At 67.8% G+C, this 20,065-nt stretch carries 16 protein-coding genes; 8 read left to right on the top strand and 8 right to left on the bottom strand.

Annotated features, from left to right (window positions below):
* The first annotated feature begins 247 nt into the window (after window positions 1-247).
* The gene (locus ACZ4YL_RS35835) at window positions 248-1,204 is read left to right on the top strand and encodes a hypothetical protein (RefSeq protein ID WP_468122155.1); all 957 of its coding nucleotides are present in this window, start codon (window positions 248-250) and stop codon (window positions 1,202-1,204) included.
* A gap of 33 nt (window positions 1,205-1,237) precedes the next feature.
* Here ACZ4YL_RS35835 and ACZ4YL_RS35830 read toward each other — a convergent pair whose 3' ends face one another.
* On the bottom strand, window positions 1,238-2,167 hold the full coding sequence (locus ACZ4YL_RS35830) for a recombinase family protein (protein ID WP_468122153.1): 930 nt from the start codon (window positions 2,165-2,167) through the stop codon (window positions 1,238-1,240).
* Between the two features lie 134 nt (window positions 2,168-2,301).
* Between ACZ4YL_RS35830 and ACZ4YL_RS35825 the strand changes: the two genes are divergently transcribed.
* A complete protein-coding gene (locus tag ACZ4YL_RS35825; RefSeq protein ID WP_468122151.1) occupies window positions 2,302-2,865 on the top strand; it encodes a Ku protein in 564 nt (187 codons plus the stop codon).
* Between the two features lie 2,009 nt (window positions 2,866-4,874).
* Here ACZ4YL_RS35825 and ACZ4YL_RS35820 read toward each other — a convergent pair.
* Entirely contained in the window at window positions 4,875-6,281 is a 1,407-nt protein-coding gene (locus tag ACZ4YL_RS35820; RefSeq protein ID WP_468122150.1) for an IS1380 family transposase, read from the bottom strand.
* Window positions 6,282-7,370: 1,089 nt separating this feature from the next.
* Between ACZ4YL_RS35820 and ACZ4YL_RS35815 the strand changes: the two genes are divergently transcribed.
* The gene (locus ACZ4YL_RS35815; RefSeq protein ID WP_468122148.1) at window positions 7,371-8,198 is read left to right on the top strand and encodes a tetratricopeptide repeat protein; all 828 of its coding nucleotides are present in this window, start codon (window positions 7,371-7,373) and stop codon (window positions 8,196-8,198) included.
* A 602-nt stretch (window positions 8,199-8,800) separates the two neighbouring features.
* Window positions 8,801-9,223, top strand: coding sequence for a hypothetical protein (locus tag ACZ4YL_RS35810; RefSeq protein ID WP_468122146.1), 423 nt, complete (start codon window positions 8,801-8,803; stop codon window positions 9,221-9,223).
* Window positions 9,224-9,419: 196 nt separating this feature from the next.
* On the opposite strand, the gene ACZ4YL_RS35805 is transcribed toward ACZ4YL_RS35810, so the two are convergent.
* Window positions 9,420-9,947 (bottom strand): hypothetical protein, encoded by a 528-nt coding sequence (locus ACZ4YL_RS35805; RefSeq protein ID WP_468122145.1) that lies wholly within the window; start codon window positions 9,945-9,947, stop codon window positions 9,420-9,422.
* A 259-nt stretch (window positions 9,948-10,206) separates the two neighbouring features.
* On the opposite strand from ACZ4YL_RS35805, the gene ACZ4YL_RS35800 reads away from it, so the two are divergent.
* On the top strand, window positions 10,207-10,530 hold the full coding sequence (locus ACZ4YL_RS35800) for a hypothetical protein (protein WP_468122144.1): 324 nt from the start codon (window positions 10,207-10,209) through the stop codon (window positions 10,528-10,530).
* A 427-nt stretch (window positions 10,531-10,957) separates the two neighbouring features.
* On the opposite strand, the gene ACZ4YL_RS35795 is transcribed toward ACZ4YL_RS35800, so the two are convergent.
* The gene (locus ACZ4YL_RS35795) at window positions 10,958-12,937 is read right to left on the bottom strand and encodes a PLL family lectin (RefSeq protein ID WP_468122143.1); all 1,980 of its coding nucleotides are present in this window, start codon (window positions 12,935-12,937) and stop codon (window positions 10,958-10,960) included.
* Window positions 12,938-13,432: 495 nt separating this feature from the next.
* On the opposite strand from ACZ4YL_RS35795, the gene ACZ4YL_RS35790 reads away from it, so the two are divergent.
* Window positions 13,433-14,197, top strand: a complete 765-nt coding sequence (locus ACZ4YL_RS35790) for a serine protease (protein ID WP_468122142.1) — start codon at window positions 13,433-13,435, stop codon at window positions 14,195-14,197.
* A gap of 431 nt (window positions 14,198-14,628) precedes the next feature.
* Here the strand turns inward: ACZ4YL_RS35790 and ACZ4YL_RS35785 are convergent, their stop codons facing one another.
* From ACZ4YL_RS35785 to ACZ4YL_RS35770, 4 genes are all read right to left on the bottom strand, one after another.
* The gene (locus tag ACZ4YL_RS35785; protein ID WP_468122141.1) at window positions 14,629-15,039 is read right to left on the bottom strand and encodes an I66 family serine proteinase inhibitor; all 411 of its coding nucleotides are present in this window, start codon (window positions 15,037-15,039) and stop codon (window positions 14,629-14,631) included.
* Window positions 15,040-15,219: 180 nt separating this feature from the next.
* A complete protein-coding gene (locus tag ACZ4YL_RS35780) occupies window positions 15,220-15,678 on the bottom strand; it encodes a hypothetical protein (RefSeq protein ID WP_468122140.1) in 459 nt (152 codons plus the stop codon).
* A 109-nt stretch (window positions 15,679-15,787) separates the two neighbouring features.
* Window positions 15,788-17,590 carry a PLL family lectin gene (locus ACZ4YL_RS35775; RefSeq protein WP_468122138.1) on the bottom strand — a complete coding sequence of 601 codons (1,803 nt, stop codon included), beginning with the start codon at window positions 17,588-17,590 and terminating at the stop codon, window positions 15,788-15,790.
* A 681-nt stretch (window positions 17,591-18,271) separates the two neighbouring features.
* Window positions 18,272-18,670: a hypothetical protein gene (locus ACZ4YL_RS35770; protein ID WP_468122136.1), complete on the bottom strand. Its 399-nt coding sequence runs from the start codon at window positions 18,668-18,670 to the stop codon at window positions 18,272-18,274.
* Between the two features lie 248 nt (window positions 18,671-18,918).
* Between ACZ4YL_RS35770 and ACZ4YL_RS35765 the strand changes: the two genes are divergently transcribed.
* Both ACZ4YL_RS35765 and ACZ4YL_RS35760 read left to right on the top strand, forming a co-directional pair.
* Entirely contained in the window at window positions 18,919-19,593 is a 675-nt protein-coding gene (locus tag ACZ4YL_RS35765) for a hypothetical protein (RefSeq protein WP_468122134.1), read from the top strand.
* Between the two features lie 7 nt (window positions 19,594-19,600).
* A complete protein-coding gene (locus tag ACZ4YL_RS35760) occupies window positions 19,601-19,906 on the top strand; it encodes a hypothetical protein (RefSeq protein ID WP_468122132.1) in 306 nt (101 codons plus the stop codon).
* The last annotated feature ends 159 nt before the right edge of the window (window positions 19,907-20,065 follow it).

Here is a 20,065-nt window from a genome sequence, read left to right as displayed (position 1 = left end):
GCCCCCATTAGACCCAACGGGGGCAACCACCCCATCAGGGTGAGATCCGGGGCAACAGACTGCTCATCCCGCACTGGGCTGCGCTACGTTGCGCACGGCTGGACGCGCACGCCAACCGCCGCAGACTCCGACGCCCACGTCGTCGGGGTCAGCGATCGGCCGAGGACCTCCGGGGCCCGCGAAGTCCGCAACGGTGTCTTCCGCCGGCGGGTGACGTGGGCCGGCCCGCCGGATCCGGAGAACATTCATGCCCCGCAACCAGAACACCGCTGCGCAGCGCGCCCGGGAGGCTCAGCGCAAGACGGGCGGGAAGTACACCGCACTGCTCCGCGAAGCCGCCGCCGGCGGACCGCCGAAGGCCTTCCCGTTCCGGAGCCTCCTGGCCGAGTGCTCCACGCTGCCGGAGGTCCACGTCGACTGGGGGTACAACGACCCCGAGGACGACGGCGCGTTCCCCGGCCCCGTGATGTTCGAGTCCGCCCTGCTCGGCGGGCCCGTCCCCTGCGGCACGGTTCTGGCGCTCGCCGGCGCGCTGTCCGGCCTGGAACTGCGCGGGGACGTGCACGTGGAGTCCAACGATCCCCTTGGGGAAGCGATCGTGTCCTGCGCTGGCCGTCGCTTCCGACTGGTCCTGAACCAGGACCTGCTCTACGAGCTGTGCCAGGGCTCCGCCTGCCCCCGCCAGCCGGTCGACGACTTCTTCATCCCGTACTGCACCGGCCACCTTCCTGAGTGCCCGGCGGAGAAGCTGATCGACATGGCCGGGAACTGGGGCCTCGACCGCCGCGACGCGTTCGAAGAACACCCGGGGGAGGCACAGGCGGGGCCGCAGGGCGACCACCTTGTCCGGGCCGCAGTCGCCCAGGGGGCCTTCACGAAGGTCGCGGCCGCACTCATCGGCCACTGCTTCACGGACTCGGATCTGATCGAGGACGTGCACGGCTGGGGCGAGGAGGCCATGGCTGTACGTCACGGCACCGAACGCGAGCGACTGCGCCTGACCACGGTGGCGAACAAGGAGGGCTACCACATCCGGTCGTCGGTCGACGGCTCATGCGCCGTCTGCGGAGCCGCGCTGACCCGCGGTCTGGACGTCTGGCCCGTTCCACCGCAGTTCTGCTCCGCAGCCTGCGCTCCGCCGCGGCCACCCGCATGGGAGTCCCTCCCCGACCCGTGGGTGACGAAGACGAACCCGATCGCCTGAACCACACGTCAGCCCCTGTTGGGCCCATTGGACCTAACAGGGGCTGATGCACGCCTGGAGGGCTACGGGCGTGGTCGCCTGCGTCTGCATCTCGGCATCGGCGGCCGTCCGGTCGTCGTGGTCCCGGAGCATCCGCAGGACGGTCGCCGGACTGGGGTGCTGCCCCTTCTTCCTGCCCTTGGTGATGACGAGCCGGGGGGCGATGTCCCGCAGGCTCAGCTTCTCGGTGTCCCGCAGGTGCAGGGCCATGGCGAGCATCGTGGGGTCGGACACCTTCGCGCCGCCGATCGCCTTGCCCCGCCGGCGGGCCGACTCCTGGCCGTCCAGCGTCTTCTCCCGGATGTACTCGCGCTCCATGCCGGACAGCGCGGCCAACACCGCGAACACCGGGCCGTGCGGATCGTGGGAGCCCTGCAGCTCGCCGGTCAAGAACTCCAGCTCTACGTCGTGCTCCCGCAGCCGCACGGCCAGGGTCACCAGGTCGTGCCCGCGGCCGAGCCGCTTGTGCTCGTGGATGACGAGGGTGACGCGAACCCCGGCGGCGCGCAGCTCGCACGCGAGGGCGATGGCCTTCTCCAACTCCGGGCGTTCCTTCACCCGGGTGCTGATCTTCTCGGAGAACACCCGGGTGATCCCGGCCGCGGCGAACGCGTCGAGCTGGGTGTCCAGCGACTGGCGGACAGTCGAGGCCCGGGCGTACGCGATACGGACATGCCCGTTCGGCCCGCTCGCGGCCGTGGCGGCGGGGCGCGGGAGCTCCTGCCACTTCGCCCCCGGCCTGCGGACGGCGGGCGTCGGGATGTTCAGCTCCGCCTTGAGGCTCGGCACGAGCCGAAAGCGGGCCGTGTGGTACTGCACGGCCACCTTCCCGGCCGTGGTGCGGCAGGGCGAGCCCGCCGGGGCGCCGCAGCTGGACATCGGGCAGTCGTGCGCTTCCACCAGCTTGGAGGGGTCGGTGTTCACGACCCCATCGTTTCATGTGTGTTTCACAGGACAAGATGAAAGAAACGACCTATGAAACAGAGTTCTCCCTGATCACCGAACTGCGAGACGGGTGTTGCATAAGGGACCACCTATGAAACGGCGGGTTCCGCCCAATGCGCCGTCCGCCCGAGCGGGCCAGCAAGGTCGCGATCACCAAGTACTCCATGAGGGACCGGGAGAGGCTCGGGGCACTCAGGGTGGTCGGGGACGTGATCGCGCTCTACCTGCTGAGATGGCCCGACGAGATCCGTCCGGCGAGCGATGTGCCCGCGCCCGCGAAGGTCGACGTCAGCGAGGACGAGACCGCGGCCGCGGTGGAGCTGGCCGGTGCTCTCTCGGTCGGCTTCGACCTGTCGCAGCAGCGAGACCGGTACCGCGAGGCCCTCGAAGCGGTCATTGCGGCCAAGGCGCAGGGGACCCGTCCGGAGCCGGCCGAAGAAGCGGCCCCGGTCGGCCAGGTCGTCGACCTGATGGCGGCCCTGCAGCAGTCGGTCCAGGATGCCCGCGCCGCCCGAGGCGAGGACACCGAGGCCACCATCCACGACCTGCCCTCCAAGAAGGCGACCAGGAAGAAGGCGGCACCGAAGGGATCGGTGGGCGCCGGGAAGAACGCGGCGGCCAAGAAGACGGCGGGCCGCGCGCGCCGCATCAGAGCGCCTAGAACTGGGCCCTGTTGATGCTCTTCACCCGCTCGCAGGCGACGCGGTCGATGTCCTTGAAGCGGACGCAGATCTGACGACACGGGCACGGTCGAGCAGCGAGTCAGCATGCCGATGACCCTTCCACCACAGGCGGGGGGCATCAGCATCACGGCCCTCAACGCGAGTAACGGAACCGACGATCTGTGTGAATCACGCAGCCAACGCGGGCCGACCTGCACACGTATCCGAATCCCGTGAGGCGTGGCCCGAGGGTTCCTCCGCCTGCTCGGTGTCTTCTGCATCTCTGACCGGGGTCACGGAACCTTTCTCAAAGCAGTCCGTGATGACTGGCGTTCGTGCAGCAGCGCAACGAAGCCTGCGCGTTGTCGATACACATGGCCGATCTCGCAGTTCGAAGAGATGCTTTCTGGCTCCCTATATCTGCCGTCACCCGGTACGCCAAGAGACCGATACCAGCAGGAATGGCGCATGATCGCCGTTCCCGCTGGTTCCTGCCTTCGAGCCGGGGCTGATCCAGCGTCGTCGCTTTGTCCGTCTGATTCCGCACGCGAGGAGCGCGGTGCGCAGTCCGGCCCTTAAGCGCACCCACGCCTTCATGGGATCACTGATCCAGGATCTTGCCATCAAAGTTCTCAGCGGCGCACTCGTCAGCCTGGCGGGGCTCATAATCCAGAGGCTGCGTCGACACCACACCCGCAGGCGCAACGAGTTGACATTAGCGGCTGACACCAACACCAACGAGTAGGGGCGGGTGCCAGCAAACACGGGTAGGGCATCCACCTCGTACCCCGTGCTTATCTAGAGCCACGGATCACAAGGTGCCCGTGCTCCTGCCGTGCCCGATCGGCCGGTAACTGACGGGGAACCACGGTGGTTGAAGGGCAGCGCGCAGGTGAACGGCCCCTGACCGATGTACCTGGTCAGGGGCCGTTCACCTGCGGCGGGTGTGGGATTTGAACCCACGGTGACATCGCTGCCACGACGGTTTCAAGATCGTTGAGGGGTTGACTCGCCCTATTGAGTAATCCAGAGGCATATACAGCTGAATGGGTGGAAATTGGCGGCCCCCAAAAGGTAGTAAGCCGCCAGAAGTGTCACGCATGCTAGCTTCACTCGAGGTCGCCGAGATTCTCACTTCGGAGGAATCATGCCTATCAATATTCCCGAGGCAGTAAATCACACCCAACCCAACTGGCGTTTCTGCGTCGAGTGTTTTGTCGTCTTTTGGAACGACGATCCTCAGGGAGGGAAGGGTAACTGTGCTGGAGGGCACTTCGAGGGAGAGGGGCACAAGCCTGCAGGATTCGATTTCTTCCTGCTTGCCGACCCAGAGAACAGCATCTGAGCTCTGCGGGGGTGAAGCCCCCCGGGCACGGACGACAGCAAACAACCACGTCAGCTCCCCTTTCTCACTATCGGAGGATTCGTGCCCATCAACATTCCCGAGGCCGTAGAGCACACCCAGTCAAACTGGCGATTCTGCCATCAGTGCTTCAGCCTCTTCTTTAATGGTGATTCCCAAGGAAGAAAGGGAATCTGCAACGGGGCGCCACAGTCGGGGGGCGGACACAAGGCTGCGGGCTTTGATTTCTATCTGCTGGCTGACACAGAGAACAGTATTTGAAGGATCAGAAAACAGGAGAACCGGGCTGTCGGTCCTGCCCGAGCAGGGGTGCGGGCCTCCCCGCTGCCGCGCACCCTGCGCCGGCGCTCCGCCCGCACCCGGTACGCCCCCGCCATCTCCTTCATCTCCACTGCTCGCTCCCCTGTCCTTACTTGACGCGCGCCGCCGCCTCTCGCGCTGGCGTGACAGGCACTGTGACCTGCGAAGAGGACAGGAAGCCGTACAGGTTTCGTCGAACGCTCCCTAGCCTCACTGTTTCGCTTCGGATGGCTGAGCTGGCCTAGTCGCGGTGGCCAGGTGATGTCGGTTGCTGGTTGCGGGGTGGCATGGCTGGGGCCCGACGCTCGGGCCGGGTGCTCCCAGGTTCCTCGATCGTGGCGGGCAGGGGCGGTGTCGCGGGTCAGGTGGACGGCCGTGGCAGGGCCGTGAGGCGAGCGAATGCGCTGGTCAGTTCGTGTCGCCAGGGCCAGGTTGCGGAGATTCGCAGGTGGAGGCGGCGTCCGCCGCGGGTGATGCGGGCGGCGACGTGCAGGATGCGGTAGCGGAGCTTCTTGGGTTCGGCAATGGCCAACTCGCCGTCCAGTAGCAGGAGGCGTGTCCAGGACAGCAGGTCGATGGCGGTCAGGGACAGCTCAAGCCAGGCGGCGTTGATGGCGAAGTGGCGGGAGGGGAAGCGGCCGAATCCGGTGCTCTGGCCCGTGCGGATGTGGTCTTCGACGGTGGCGTGTCCGCGGTGGCGGACCTCCAGGAACTGGGCGGAACCGCCACCCGCGTGCGGAGTGTCAGTGAGGAACACCTGGTGGCGAAGGCCTTCGTCCTGGTCGAACAGAGACAGTTGTGCGCCGGGGTGCGGTCGTTCGCGTCGCACGATGATGCGGATGCCAGGCGGGTAGCCGGCAAGGTCGACCATGCCGGTCAGCTCGGCGACCTCGGCGCCGTCCCGCACGGTCCCGTTCTGGTCAAGGGCGGGCTGCCAGAGTCTGTCGGGGAGGGCCCGGATCGCGCGGCGGACTGGTTCGGTGACCGGGTATCCGACCGAGAAACGCAGATCCAGGCCGTTCTTACGCAGCATCTGGATGTGGGCCAGGAAGGCTTTCGCGCCTCCGGCGCTGTCGGCACGGATGAGGATCGCAGTGCCGTGCCGGTGGGCGTCGGGGATCTGGGCGAGGGCCGCATCGAGGACGGTGATGTGATCGGCTGCGGTGTTGGCTCCGGCGTTGCCGGGCCGCAGGAGCCCGGACATGGCCTCGCCGGTGTTCGCCAGGAAACACAGCAGCGGGTGGTAGCCGAAGCCGCCTTTGTAGGTGGGTGCCGCCTGCTCTTTCTCGGAGTGGCACGTGATCAGTGTGGCGTCGATGTCCAGGACCAGACCGGGCAGTTCGTGTCCTGCGATTGTCACCGCTGGTATGCCCTCGCCCGTCTCAGCGGCCTGCAGCCAGGCCACCTCCCGGGCCGCGGCCCGGGCCGCTCGCAGCGCAGCGACTACGGCCTTGTCCATGTCGGCGAGCAGCCGCCAAGCCGTGGGCGTGGAGGCCACTGCACCGAACACCTCGCTCTGGTCGCGCAGGATGGCCAGGTCCGTGATGGTCTCGCCGCCGTCAGCGATCATCACCGCGAGATCAGTTGCGATCCGACCCGGGTCGTGGCCGGTACCGCGCGGCCTCAACCGCCGCAGAGCAGTCGAGCAGGCGCTGGTCAACCCGGTCGCATCTGCGAGATCAGCCAGCAATCGTGCCCCCGCATGCCCGACCACCCCCGTCCCGTCAGAGGACACCACGAGCCTGGGACGGGAACCGATAACCTGCACGTAGACAGTGCCTTCCGCCGGCGACGATCAAACCCTAGACACAGTTCATCGTCCCAGCTCAGGAAGGCGCTTTCGCGTGTCGGCCAGCATCCGGACCCACCCCCCGAACCGAAAGTGCGAGGTTAGGGGCAGTTGGCGTTCTGGGTCGTCCACCGACATGCCGACAGGCGGACGACCCAGAACTACTCATGGGGTAGCTACGTCAGCGTGTCCTGGCGGACAGCTGGCGTCGGCCAGGTGGACTTCGTGGTCGGCGATGCGCTTGTCGGCGAAGCGGACGCTGTCGCGGGCGTCCGCAGCTCGGTGACGGAGACGAGCTGCGTGCCGGGGTGACGGCAGCTGTACGGAGAGTTGACTTGAACCTCTGCAAGCCCTCATCCTGATAATGCCCTGAGGGGGGATTATGGTACAGCGTCCTGAAGCGAACGATCCCGTACAGTGCGTCTATTGTTCGACTGTTGGAGTGTATGGCAGTGACGGCAATTTCGGGATCAAGGATAACGCTGTCGGAATAGCTGCCATTTTCTATAACTCTGTGAAGCCGTGGAATCTGTTCAAAGTCCTCACTGACAACACTAAGCTCACCGAGTCTCATGGGCTCTACGTCTGCCTGAGCTGCGGACACAAGCAAGCTCGCTGCCCTCGGGAGGCTTGCCACCAGTGGAACTCGGTTCGACTAGCTGACGTAGGAACTCACGTCACGTGCCGCAGCTGCCAAATTGACTACTTGCTGTGGTCCTGAAGGGTCAGTTGCGATTCGCGCTGCCCGTATAGCTCACCGAGCGTCTATGCCAGAACAGGGACAGTTGTGCGCCGGGGCGCGGTCGTTCGCGTCGCACGATGATGCGGGTTCCGGCCGGGTAGTCGGCAAGGTCGACATGCCGGTCAGCTCGGCGACCTCGGCGCCGTCCCGCACGGTCCCGTCCTGGTCCAGGGCGGGACGCCAGAGGCGGTCGGGTATGGCCCGGACAGTGCCTCGGACCGGTTCGGTGATGGCGTATCCGCCCGAGAAGAACGTCCGGATTCCTTGTTTCCGCATGTCATGTTGGCGCCGACGTTCCCAAACAGCTAAGCGCACAGTGGAAGCGTATGCGGGATGCATTGCTCGCAGAGGATCTCCGGGGCTCCAGCACCTTCCTCAACAACATCGGCTTCGACCAGTGGCTTCGCGGCGCCTATGACTGGGCGTTGCGCACATATCTAGATGCTCTGGCTTCGGAGGAGCAGGCACAAGGCCCGTTCAGTCCGGGACTCGCTACGATTCTGAACAACCTGGGCATGGTTCGTGAGCGCACGGCGGCCTATGCGGAGGCAGCCGCCTTCTACGAGCGCGCCCTCAATATCCAGCAACGTGCCGGGCTGTCCAACCACCCTCTCACCGCCAAGATCATCAACAACTACGGAATGACCCTAAGCTCCCTCGGCAGGCTGCCCGAGGCCCAGGAACGGCTTGAGGAAGCGCTCGCCCTGCGAATTCAGCTGCACGGGAAGGAGCAGCGAGACACCGCTATTACCCTTGCCAACCTGGCGACCGTACTCCATGCACAGGGCGATCGGGGAAAGGCCCTAGCAGATGCGGAGCACGCGGCCCAGGTGTGCCGCCAATGCGTCGGCGAAGCCGCCTCAGATTATGCCCGGTGCCTCCACACTCTGGGTGTACTCAAGCTGGCGGAGGGCCAGGCCCTCGCAGCATGGGAGTGCCTAGAACAAGTCCTGGCCATCCGTCAAAACAGCCTTGCCCCGGACCATGCCGAGACGGCGGACACGCTCAGAGTCCTGGGTAAGTTGGCCCACAACAAAGGCGACCAAGCCGGCGCGACGTCCTTCCTCGCCGAGTCGTTGCGGATCTACGAGCGCCGACTCGGTCCCGAGAACCCAACAAGCTGCGCCGTGCGCGACGAGCTAGCAGCCATTTAGGTCCGCGCTCCGCCCCATCGCCAAGCCGGAGAGGGGCTCCCGCTGCCGCGTGTCGACGCCACAGGCGCGGCTTCTTGTCACACCGAGACGGTCTCTCATCTTCCGGGTTGTCTCTTCTGCGATCCGGGCAGTGATCGTGCTATGAACTGGTCGCCTTCGCACGTCGTCAGGTCGCAGCCGGTCGAGGGTGTGACGGCGCTGCGCCAGGCGTGGTGGCGAACGGAGAGCTGTGAGCTGTCTGCATGCACTGCCCGTTGTCCGGTTCGATCTTCCTGTTGCGGCTGAGGCGGGCAGGCGGCCTATTGCGGCTTCCCCTCGTAGCGCTCCCCCCGGCTGCTTGGCCATCAGGCAGAGGCAAGCCAGATCTCGGGGGCGGGGCCCAACCGAACCTGCTCATAGGACTTCTCACTACAACTGCAGCAGTCTCATCCAAGATGCAGCACCGCTGGCCACAACACAGAAAGGCGTCAATCTGGGCCAGAAAGCCGTCGCATTCAACCTGCAGCGCCACAGGTCACAGACAAACCCTCACCGCAATTGAGCTGAGACATCACACGGGGCCGACTGCCCTGCCCGCCGTAGGAGAAGGAGCCCACCGCCCCATGACCGACGCCGCGAACACCCCTCCCACCACCCGCGCCACCCGCATGATCACGATCGTCGCCGTCGTCCTCGGCGTCGCCTACATGGGCTTATTGACCTTCATCTCGGTACCTCAGCTCACGGACTACATGAGCGGCCGGGACATCGACTACCCGGCGTTCCTGGCCATCGCGGCCATCGCCGGCCCCGCCCTGTTCTGGGCCTACATCGGCCTCGGCCTCGGCCTGAGCAAGACGGGCTGGGCGGCCGGACTCGCCAGCACCGGCATCCTCACCACCCTCACCTACGGGTGGCTCCTCGCCTCCTCCAACGGCCATGGCTTCGCCTACTGGCTGTTCCTCACCCTGATCGTCGCCACCAGCCTCGGCGCCTTCTGCGTGGTCCCCTACGCCCTCGTACGCGGCACCCTCGGGCGCCGCTGACCCTCCGAGCCGGGGCCAAGGGCGCCGCACAGGCTCCGCTGCGACGGCCCCTCGTTCGGCGCACCCCACCGACCGGCGAACTCCTCCATGCGTGTGTCCCCTCTCTGGACGGCGCATCGCCGCCCGATGCTGATCTTCCAATCCCCCCACAGCTGCCTCGCGCCTGTGGGCAAGGTGGGTGGCCCAACCGCGCCGACTACCCGATCTGCTGGGCAGCGTCGAGACCCGACTCAACGCTCCGCGCCTTGCCGCTGCTCGCCGGAACGACGATCGCCGCAGCCTTGGGGCTTTCCGTAGTGTTCACCCAGTCCGAGAAACTCGACACCCGGGCACCATCCACAGCACCCGATGCGGCAGGAATGACCATCGGGGTGCCGGTGGTGACCAGGGCAAAAGCACGGGCGAGGGTTTCAAGGCCCTCAGATGCCTGCCCGGCCCGCTGGTCGGCGAGGAAGGCGGCTTCGCGGCCGATCGCCTCCACGAGCCGTTCACGGGCTACGTCGACAGTGGGCGACTCCTGTACCTGGATCCGGGCCGGGATGCGCTGGATGCCGTCCGCGGCCTCGTCAGTTCCCCGAGAGCCCTCTTCAGCGGTCACCGGGGCAGATCCTCCAGACCAGGTGACTCCTACCTGGTCGCCGCTCTTTTGGCCGTCGTACTGCGGCACGCTGATTGAGATGCCGTCGCCTTGCCCGGACATGCCCGCCTCCTTGCCGGTCGGCACGCTGCCGCCCTGGTCAGAGCGTCGCAGGACACAGCGTCACCGGACCATTGCTCTCGGCGGAACGGCCGGTAACCGACAGGGTGGCGCGAAGACGCCACCCCTTGCCGGTACCCAAGGCCCGCAGACGCTGGACGCCCGAGCAACGCGGTGACGGTCCGGCGGTGTGCGCCCCGCACCACGACGAAGCCTGAGCCCGGAACCAGGCGGTGGGCGAGCCGGTGCAGTCGTGACCCCGGCGAGTCAAGATCGTTGGCCGAGTATGGACAACACCAAGCGCGTACTTGCCACTCTCGCCCTGGCGGGGGCTGCCCTGTCGTTCTCCGGGGCCGCTCACGCGGACAAAATCCAGAACAACGTGAACGAAGTCGTCGAGTGGGACCGCTCCACCAACAACTACGGAGTCACCTACGGAGACTCCGTGAACGCAGGAACCGGCAACATCATCAACCCGCAGACCCTCATCTCGGGCATCGCAGACATCGCAGGCAGCGAACTCACCGGCCCACCCACCGCCGGCGTACCCGCTGGCGTACCGTCCGCCGGCGCACCCGCCGCCGGCCCTTCCATTCCCTTGAACCAGTAATCGTCCGCCCCGCGGGTGGCTGGCCCGGCCGACTGCATAGGCCCCGGCGCCGTCGTCGTGACCACCGCCACCTGCGGCCCCGGACGCCACAAGCCCGCGGCCTCCCCCCATGCCCCACCGGCGCCGCGTACAGGCGGGCTTCGCCGCACGGAATGCCGTGTCGAGTACCTCGCGCAGCCGACCGCCGATGCACGGGCCACCAGCCCTCCATGACGGGGCCAACGGGACTGGCGGGAATCAATTTTCGGATTGCATTCGCGGGGACGGATCGCCATGGATCGGCGGGTACTCCCGGCCCGGCAGCTCGGCCACTCCGTGCAGGACGATCCGCTCGAACTCATTGACCAGCTCGTCAGGAATCCACTGCTTGGCTGACAGCCATCTTGATGGAGGCCCGCGCCGGCGGTGCGGGCCTCCGGTCTCGCGGTCAGGTGGTGCGGTAGCCGATGTGGAGGGTGTCGCCGCTGCCGCCGGCGAGGGCGGGCTCCGACATGGTGTACGCGTCGGGGACAATCTGGTTGAAGCCGGTCCAGGTGCTCCCGTTGAGCGAGTTGAGGTAGACCATGGAGTCCAGGCCGCGTGTTGCGCAGTACAGGACGCCGTTGCGGGCGGCCAGCGCGGGTGCACTGTCGGTGGTGCCGCCCAGGCGCGTGGCGTCGGACCAGCCGGAGCCGTTGTGGCTGACGACGTACGTGGCGCCATCGAGGCCCACGCAGGCCAGGTACAGCGTGTTGTTGAGAGTGGCCAGTGCCGGGGCGTAGAAAGTCTGCAGGCCCCCGACCTGTGCGAACTCGACCCAGCCGGATGCGGTGAGGTAGCTGAAGTAGACGGCGGAGTTGCCGCCGTGGCCGCGGACTGCGCAGTGCAGTGTGTTGCCGCGGCTGGCCAGGGCGGCTCGCAGCGAGCTGGTTCCGGGGAGCCTGACGGGTGAGCCCCAGCCGGAGCTGTTCTGGGGCGTGACGTAGATCTCTCCGTTCTGTCCGCCGCTGGAGACGTACAGGGTGCCGTTGTTGACGGCCAGGTCCGGCGGGGTCCAGCTGGTCAGGCCGGGCACGAACCCGTAGCCCTGCCAGGTCCCGTTCTTGAACGCGCCGGTGTGGACGCCGCCGTTGAGGCCGCGCGTGACAATGTTCAGATTACCGTTGTGGACCGCCAGGGAGGGACCCCAGTCCGTGGTGCCGGGGATCCTGGTGGTGGAGCCCCACTGGCCGTTCGCGGGTGAGACCAGCTTGATGTCGCCGGGGGCGTCGACGGGGGGCGGCGTGCCGACCCACTTGAGCTGCAGGCGGTGGCGGCCCTCGGCGTCACCGCCGTTGAAGACCCAGCCGAGCGAGCCGGCGCCACCGCTGGTCACCAGCTGACGCAGCGCGGACTGGGTGAAGACCAGGGTGCGTTCCTGGACCAGGTCGTCGTCGTTCCTGAACAGGTCGATCAGCCAGGCGATGAGCCGGGCGACGAGCGCGGTGAGCTGGGCGTAGTCGAGGAAGTCACCGTACTGCGGGGCCAGATAGCCGTAGATCTCCATGGTGTCCACGAACTTCTGCAGCTCCACGCTGATGGCCCGCAGCTTGTCCCGCAGGCGGTTCCTCCATTCCGCGCCGCCGTCGTCCTCCTCCCAGCAGGAGATGTTGCACACCAAGGAGGTGTCCACCCGGCCGCTGTAGAGCGTGGTGTTCGCGCCGAAGTCGTGCCACTCGCCCTGGTCGACGTTCGTGAACACCCGGGTCAGGAGCTCTTGGCGGGCGCTGAACGCACCGACGGAGCTGCACCCCCAGTAGATCTCGTCGGACGCGGAAGCCTCGTTGGACTCGTCCTCGCAGTAGAACGAGTGCATATCCACGCGCGCCATGAACGAGGCGTTCACCCCCGGCTGCTCCTCGGGCGGTGCCGACGCGGTCACGAACGTCGCCCCGTACCCGTAAGCGGCCTGGCCGGCGATGAACTCCGCGGTGTCGAAGGTGCCGTCCCGCTCGACGGCGGTACTCAGGTCGACGACGCTGACATTGTCCTGTCCCAGGATCTCCTCACGCAGTGAGGGAAGGTCCTTGACCAGGTCCTCCACCGCGTACCCGTCGGCCAACGTACGGGTGGTGAGGACCTGCGGGAGCACCGCGGCCGTGCTGCGCACGGTGTTCTCTTCCCGGTACACCCTCCCGAAGCCGTGGACCTCTTCCTCAGACAGCAGCAGCCGCAGTGGGGCGACCATCCGGGCTTCCAGGTCGGTCAGCTCCATCCCGGCCTCCAGGCGGGCCGCCGCGTGGAGCATCACGCCGAGCAGCAGGTTCGACCCCGGCGACGGCTGCGTGCGCCCGGCGGCGCGCGTGCCCACGGGCGGCGTGCCCTGCAACTGCCCGCGCAACCGCTCCAACCGCTCTTCCTGCGTGGTCCCGAACTCCAACGACTCCACGAGCAACCCCTCCGACTTTGGCGGTCACGGCCCGGACAACGCACAGGGCCGTCCCGCTGATCCTTCCGCCCCTTCGCGGAGAGCGACAGATCTTTTACAGTCGGTGACATATGGGTTGTGGCCGACGCGTCGACAACCGACGCATCGCCCCCCTCCCGGCCCTTGTCCGCGTCCTGCGGCAGCAGGCGGCCCCACTCCCAGTACCGGCGCAGCTTCTGCACCAGGCCGTGGGCGTCTTCGGTGCGGCGGTCGGTCTCCAGCAGCAGCACCCCGGCCGCCGGCGCACGCACCACCAGGTCCGCCCGCTGCATGAAGCGTCTGTCCGGTCTTCGGCAGTGCTGCGGCGCACGCGCCGAGCCGGCTGGGCAGACCGCGTGAGCGACGGCTGTCAGCTGCCGCCCCGGAGGAAAACAAGCGGCTGGATACATGACGGGCCGTCATGGAATGATCGCCGCCGGAGTGACAGCGTGGTTACGTTCGGAGAGACAGGTCAACTTGAAGATCAAGACACGGATCCGGCGGATGGCCCTGGCGGGCACCGCGGCAATGGCGTTCACCGTCATGGCATCACCCGCCAACGCGGTCACCGGAGGGCAGACAGCCGCCCCCGGCCAGTTCCCCTACACGCTGGCCCTGCTGAACAACGGCACCTACGTATGCGGAGCGACACTGATCGGTCCGTCCAAAGCCATCACCGCCGCGCACTGCGTGGACGGCGTATCGGCAGGCCAGCTCACCGTGCGGGCCAACTCGCTTCAGCCGACCTCCGGGGGCCAGACCCAAAGGCTCTCCCAGGTCGTCATCCATCCCAGCTACAGCTCCTTCGACCTTGCCGACGACATCGCGGTCCTGCGCCTGGCCGGGCCCCTGCCCGCCGTCGACGTGCCCGCTCTGCTGCCCCCTCAAGGCCCGCCACCCTCCGGGAACGCCTTCGTCGTCGGCTACGGCGCGAACAACCCGGGCGGCACCTTCCCCAACCCGCGCAGCAAGGTCAGCGTCCAGCTCATCTCCAACCCGGCATGCCAGGAGGCCTACGGCTCCGAAGTCACCGCCGGCATGGTCTGCGGTGGCGCAGCGGGGCAGGGAGCCTGCACGGGTGACGACGGCGGCCCCGTCGTCGGCCCGCTCGGCCTCACGGTCCTGGGCATCATCTCCTGGGGAGCAACGCTCACCCCCGGCAGCCAGTCCTGCGGAAGCCCGGGACAGCCCGACGTCTACACCAACGTGTCGAGCTACACGAACTGGATCAACACCGCCTGACCCTCAGCCGACCAGCCTGGGAGCTGGGGCAGGTAACGACGGAGACGGGCGGTGGCAGTGCCGCTCGCCCCGAGTCGAGCACTCCCCACGTCGTAGCATTGAGTGCAGCATCGCTGAGCCCGGCCTACCGCGGACGGGCTGGGCGGGTCAGCGTCCCTGTCGAGGGCCGCGCCCGGAATCGGCCGGTGTCCGGCGCAGGCCGCACAGGATGGCGTGGGAGTAGACCCTTGACCCGGCACGGCCCGCCCTGGGAGGGCGCCCAGGTCGCGGGGCGGGGCGCTGTGGAGCGGGTGTGTCCGGTCCTGTGCCACGGAATTTTGAGCGTGTGCCATCGGACATGAGCGAGGCACACGCTCACCGGCATGCCGCACAGCCTGTCTGGCCTTGTGCAAGAGGGCCCACTGGCAGACTGGTCGGTCGACTGTCCCTCGTCAGGCGTTAGCGATGACCACTGGGGATGTGCCTCCCTTTCCGAGCACAAGCGGCTGATTACCCGAGGAGTCCGGGTCGCCGACGCCTACCGGCAGTTCATTCAAGAGGGAGGTAATGCTGTACCCCCCTTGGTCAAGGGGCGCAATCCGCCACAGCTCATTGTCCGGGTAGCGGGGCGGGTCGCTCGGCAGCACGATCAGCGGCCGCACCGCAATCGGCGTACCGGCCTCCCCCTCCGGGGCTACCCACCCTTCGGCACTGCCGTCCCTCTTGATGGTGTACAGCTGCCTACCGTGCTGAGGCTGCGCCTCAATCTTCCAGCGGGCGCCCTCCAAGCTCCCACCCACGACCACCGTGCCGTTTACTACCGCGACCGGCTTCCCGTCGATGTGCAGCCGCTTCGCATCCAAGAAAAACAACCTCCCTGCTCAGCCTCGACCGGGTGACCGAGAGCCCAAGGGAATCTGCACACACGCGAGCGCCTACAATCGACACTTTTCGGACTTTGGTCGCATGGAAAATCCAGACAGGATCGGCTGTCCCGTGCCACTGAACCCTGAGCGTGTGTCAGTGCCTGTTCCAACAGGCCCTCAGCGGCTGAACCACTCATGCGCGGACTGCTTCGAGGTGCCCAGAGCGCCCGCGATCTCCTCCCACGAGTAGTCGGTACGGGCCGCCTGTACGGCCTCGGTCTGCCAGGCGTCCGCCATCGACTTCAGCAGCGTCGCGGCGTGGACAACTGCCAGCGGCCAGACCTCGTGACCCTCGTACTGCGCCAGCCCCATCAAGCCCGTGACCGCGTCGTGCAGCGCGACCACCAGGCGCTGCATGCCCTCGGGCATGGTGTCGGCCAGGGCGACCTCCGCGTGGTGGCGCCACTGCGCGCGCAGCTGGTCGTCGACTTCCCGCGGGGCGTTCCACGTCGGGTGTTTGCGGCCGCCCTTCCAGCCGCACGCGCAGACCACCCGGACGCCCGTGGCGCGCGGGTAACCGTGCGCCCCGTCGTACTTCCGGCTCCACCCCCACTCCAGGTCGTCGGGGAGCGCCACGTCCGGAGGATCCGTACGCAAGTGAGCCAGTGCGGGGGCGGTAGACGTTCACCGTGCGCTGCGCGCCGGCCAGGCGGCCGTTGCGAGTTCTGGGTGTCCGCAGCCGGGGTCAGCGGCGGTACATCACGTACAGCTTGCCGTCGTGAGAAACCGCGGACGCCTCGTCCATTGTCGTGATGGGATGCTGTCCGCCGACCTGGTGGGTGTCGCTCCAGGCGTAGTCCGGGCTGCGGCGCGTGGCAGCGCGCAGGCTGCCGTCCATGGCGCGCAGGAAGATCCACAGCGCGCTCTCGTGAGAGGCCAGGGCGGGGGCGTGGGTGACGGACCAGCGCGTGACGGTGCCGCGGTCCTGCCAGCCGTATCCGTCCCCGGTGCTGGTGTAGACGTGGTCGCGGTGGCCGCGGGCGACCCGCCACAGGTGGTCGCCGTGGCGTGCCATGGCGACGCCGTCGTCCACCACCCAGCTGTTGAGGTTGCTGCGCTGCGGAACACTCCAGGCGCCGTTTTCATACCAGTTGTGCCAGAGCGAGCCGTCGAAGCCGATGTGGGTCATCCAGACGCGGTACGTGGTGGAGGCCAGGGCGGGACTCTTGGTGGACTGGTTGCCGGCGAGGTGGGTGATGTCGCTCCAGCCTGTGGCTTCGGTGAACGTGCGCCAGTACAGCCGGGCACCCGCGCCGGAGACGGCGTAGAACAGCTTGCCGTCCTTCACCGTCACCGCCGGGGCGAAGACGCTGGCGTCACCACCGACCCGGGCGGGGGTCTTCCAGGTGCCGTCGTCTTCCAGGCGGGTCCACATCACCGCCTTGTCGTCGGGGCGGACGAACAGGGCATAGAGCTTGTTGTTGTACGAGGCCAGAGCCGGGGGTGTGATGCTCTGCCAGGGGAGCTCGGCCGGCGTGCCCCAGGTGTTCCCGGTGCGCACCGCGTATTCCAGGGTGCCTACGGGCATGGGGATGTCTCCGGTGACCTTCACCCTCAGTTCGTGGTGACCGTCACCGTTGAAGTGCCATCGTGTGGTCCCGTTGTAGGCCATCGCGGCCAGGGTGGGCTGGTCGAGGAGGAACGTGCGGGAGCAGGAGAGGTCGTTCTTCGCGACCAGGTTGATCAGGGTGATGCCGAGGGAGGTGATGTCCATCAGGAACCCGATGACCGTGGGCATGGCATCGCTGAGAGCCGACCACAAGGCGCTGAACAGGGGATCGTTGTTCAGCCGCCTCAGGGCTTCACCGACGCTGTCGTTGCTGCCGTCGCCGGTGTCCCACTCCCAGCACGCGACGTTCAGGGCCAGCGCCCGGTCCGCCAGGCCCGCGAAGGCCACCCGTCCGTTCAACGTGTTCCTGAACGCCGGCGTCCTGCCCGCCTGCGCGTCCTCCCCGCCGAACTCCTGCGACATGAACGGCTGAGCCCGCGTCCTAAGATCGCTCTGGCCGCCGGACAGCCAGCGGATCTCATCCCTGGTAGTGGGCCACCCGTCACCCACCACCCGGTGGACATAGAAGTTCTCGTACTCCAGCCGGAAGCTGTAGGCCGTCCCCCGCTCACCCTCCGGTTCCTGCACGGGCTCCGGGCCCGTGTTCCCTTCCCCGGGCGCGGTCAGCCAGGCGGGCACGGTGACGCCGAACCCCCACTCGCGCATGCCTTCGATGAACTCCGGGCTGTCGAAGTCCCCTGCGGCGGCCAGGTCCTCGTGGCTGACGGCCGAGAAGTTCGGCTGCGCCATCCACAGCTTGGTCACCTCCGGCAGGTCCTCGGCCAGGTCCGCCATGCTGTAGCCCTGCGAGACCGGACGGCTCGTGATGACCTCGGGCACCCCCGTCAGCACCTTGCGGGCGGTCACCGACTCGCGGTAGACGCGGCCCCACTCCAGGACCTCGTCCTCCGCCAGCACCCCCTCCAGCGTGCCCAGCACTTGGCCTCCAGATCGGTCAGCTGCTCACCCTGGCGCAGTCGGTCCGCGGCATGCAGCAGCGCCCCGAACATCACGTTCGCCTGCGGCACCCGAGCCGCGTTCCGCGAGGCCCTCGAGTCACCCCGCGTCCCCGACAACAGCCCCCGCAACCGCTCCAACCGCTGCTCGGCAGTCGTCTCCCCACCATCCATGGCGTTCCTCCCCAACTCGAAAGCACCAAGGCCAGCCTTGAAGCAGGCCCAAGTGGAACGCTACGCATGGTGATCACGACACCGGGGCGAGTATCTGCAAATAGGCGATAAAGGGCCGGAAAGGTATCCAGCTAGTACAACCACTTATGCAAGGCACTCAGACACACGGCGACCCCATCCGGTTCACCAGCCAAAATGCCCACCCCAGGGGAGCCCTGACGCGCGGCCGGACACCCACGCAGGGGCAAGGACGGGGCTGCCGTGGGGCACTGGGCCCCGGGCACTTGTGACTGAGCGCTCGGCTTGGTCCCGTTTCGCCAACTGAAGCGCGAATTCCTCAAGTGCTCCCGGAGCCCTTCACTTGCGCAGCGTCGCGACCGCGCTCCGCCCCACTCAGCCCTTAGGCACTCGCCGACCCAGGACTCGACTGGGCGCGGTGGGCGTCCCGCCCCAGGTTGGTGCGGGACGGTTGGGCCCCTGGCTGACGGGCCTACTTGGTCAGGCTGATGGGCTTGCAGTCAGGGGTGGCGCAGACGAGATCGTTCTGGTCGTCGGGAAGCATCCGGCTCGCTATCCGCTTCGGGGCAGGGCGTGCCTCGTACTCGGCCAGAACACTCCCGGACCCGTCCACGACGGTGATCAAGGAAGGGACGATCGTGCCGCCGGTGAGGACGAGCGTGGGCACCAATCCCCTGTACCGGATACTGAACAAGCCCACCTCCTCCGCCTTCACGTCGGCCGGAGCGACCACGGTCAGGCCGCTGTCGGCCTCCGGGCGAACCTCGGCCACCAGGTGGATCTCGGTCACCGGAATCGAGCCCAGAGCAGGCGCCGCCGGGCCGTCCCCGGATCCCGGGATCGCGCCGAGGTCGGTCACTTCATCGGACATGGTCTCTCCTCACAGGACGGCACGCTGCCTTCCTGGTCAGAGCCTTCCACCGAAGATCACCACCGGGCCGGAACTCCCGCGCGAACGACCGGAACCCGACGATGGCGCAAACACCCCGCCCGTGTCGGACCCTGCGCCCGAACGTCGCGGTGCTGTGCTGGGCGCTGCACGTCGGCGTGTCCCGGATCCGGACGTCCGCGGCTTCGCGTGGTCGAGGGCGGCGGTGGAGGCGATGGACGCGGGCCTCGATGCCGCGCGAGGCGATCTCGCCGTACGAGGCGGCGAACCGGATCGCGGCAGCGCTGGGCACGCCGAATCAGCCCGACGAGCCGCCGGCGGTGTCCTCCTACGCAGTGGAGCGGTTGATCGCACTCGGCCTCCTGACCGACCTCAGCGGCTACCGCCGGTACAGCTTCCTCAACCCCGCCCAAGTCAACCAGGTCGCCGCACGGGAGGGCCTTGCCGAGCTGCTGGACCGTGAGGCCCCGCTCGGACCGAAGCAGGCCGCCGCCCGGCTCGGCGTACGCCGGGTCGATTTCGAGTGGATGCGCCGCCTGGGCTGGATCGCTCCGGTCTCCTGGGGCCGCGTCCAGTTCGGCGCGAGCAAGGCCGGCGCCGTCGACGTCCCGCGCCTCGCCGCCGGCCACGTCGCCCGGGGCACACCCCGAGGTCGACTGGGCGCAGCTGCGCACGGTCGGCAAGGGCCGGCACTCTCCCCTCGCCGGACTCCGGGCACAGCTGGCCTGAGCACGCCCGGCCCGGCCCTGATGGACGACACCTCTTCCCCTCGGCTATCGCGCGGGAAAGAGGTGTTGCTTGCGGGGTGGTTATGGTTCGGGTGCCGCTGGGCGACTGCGGCGCAGCACGATCGCCGGGCCACGCCTCGGAGAGCGCTACACATCGCTGCACCCGGGGACGTGTAGCGCACCTTTGGCGCTGTCGCGGGCTCTGCGTCTCCATCCCGTTCCGGGCGTTGTACCGCGCGACCGACTCGGCCAGCGTCCGGGGGTCGCCGACTTCCTGCGCGCCGAACTGGCGCCCGCCGAGTGGGCCGCGCTCGACCAGGGCGTGCCCGTACGACGCGGCCAGGGCCACATGCTCCGCGTCTCCGCGGTGACCTCGGTCCACCCCCAACTCCTCGACCGCTGCCAGGCACTCGCAGGCGCCGCGGCGATCCCGGCGCAGCGCACGGCTCGCCGCGAGTACGAGAACCGCGTCAACGCGCTCGGTCTGTGACGCCCGGCGGCTACTGGACGGCGCCACGGCACGGGGCGTCGGCCCGCTCGCGGACCATGTCCGCGGTGCTGGGTCAGCGCCGCGACAGGGCCTCGATCTCCGTGGCCGCGGCGTCGTGGTCCTGGTTCCGGGACAGCTGCTGCTCGATGGCCGCGCGGT

The sequence above is a fragment of the Streptomyces sp. NPDC030021 genome (assembly GCF_055574035.1).
The sequence above is the reverse complement of the archived record's forward strand: the minus strand, read 5'-3'. Positions and strand labels throughout refer to the sequence as shown.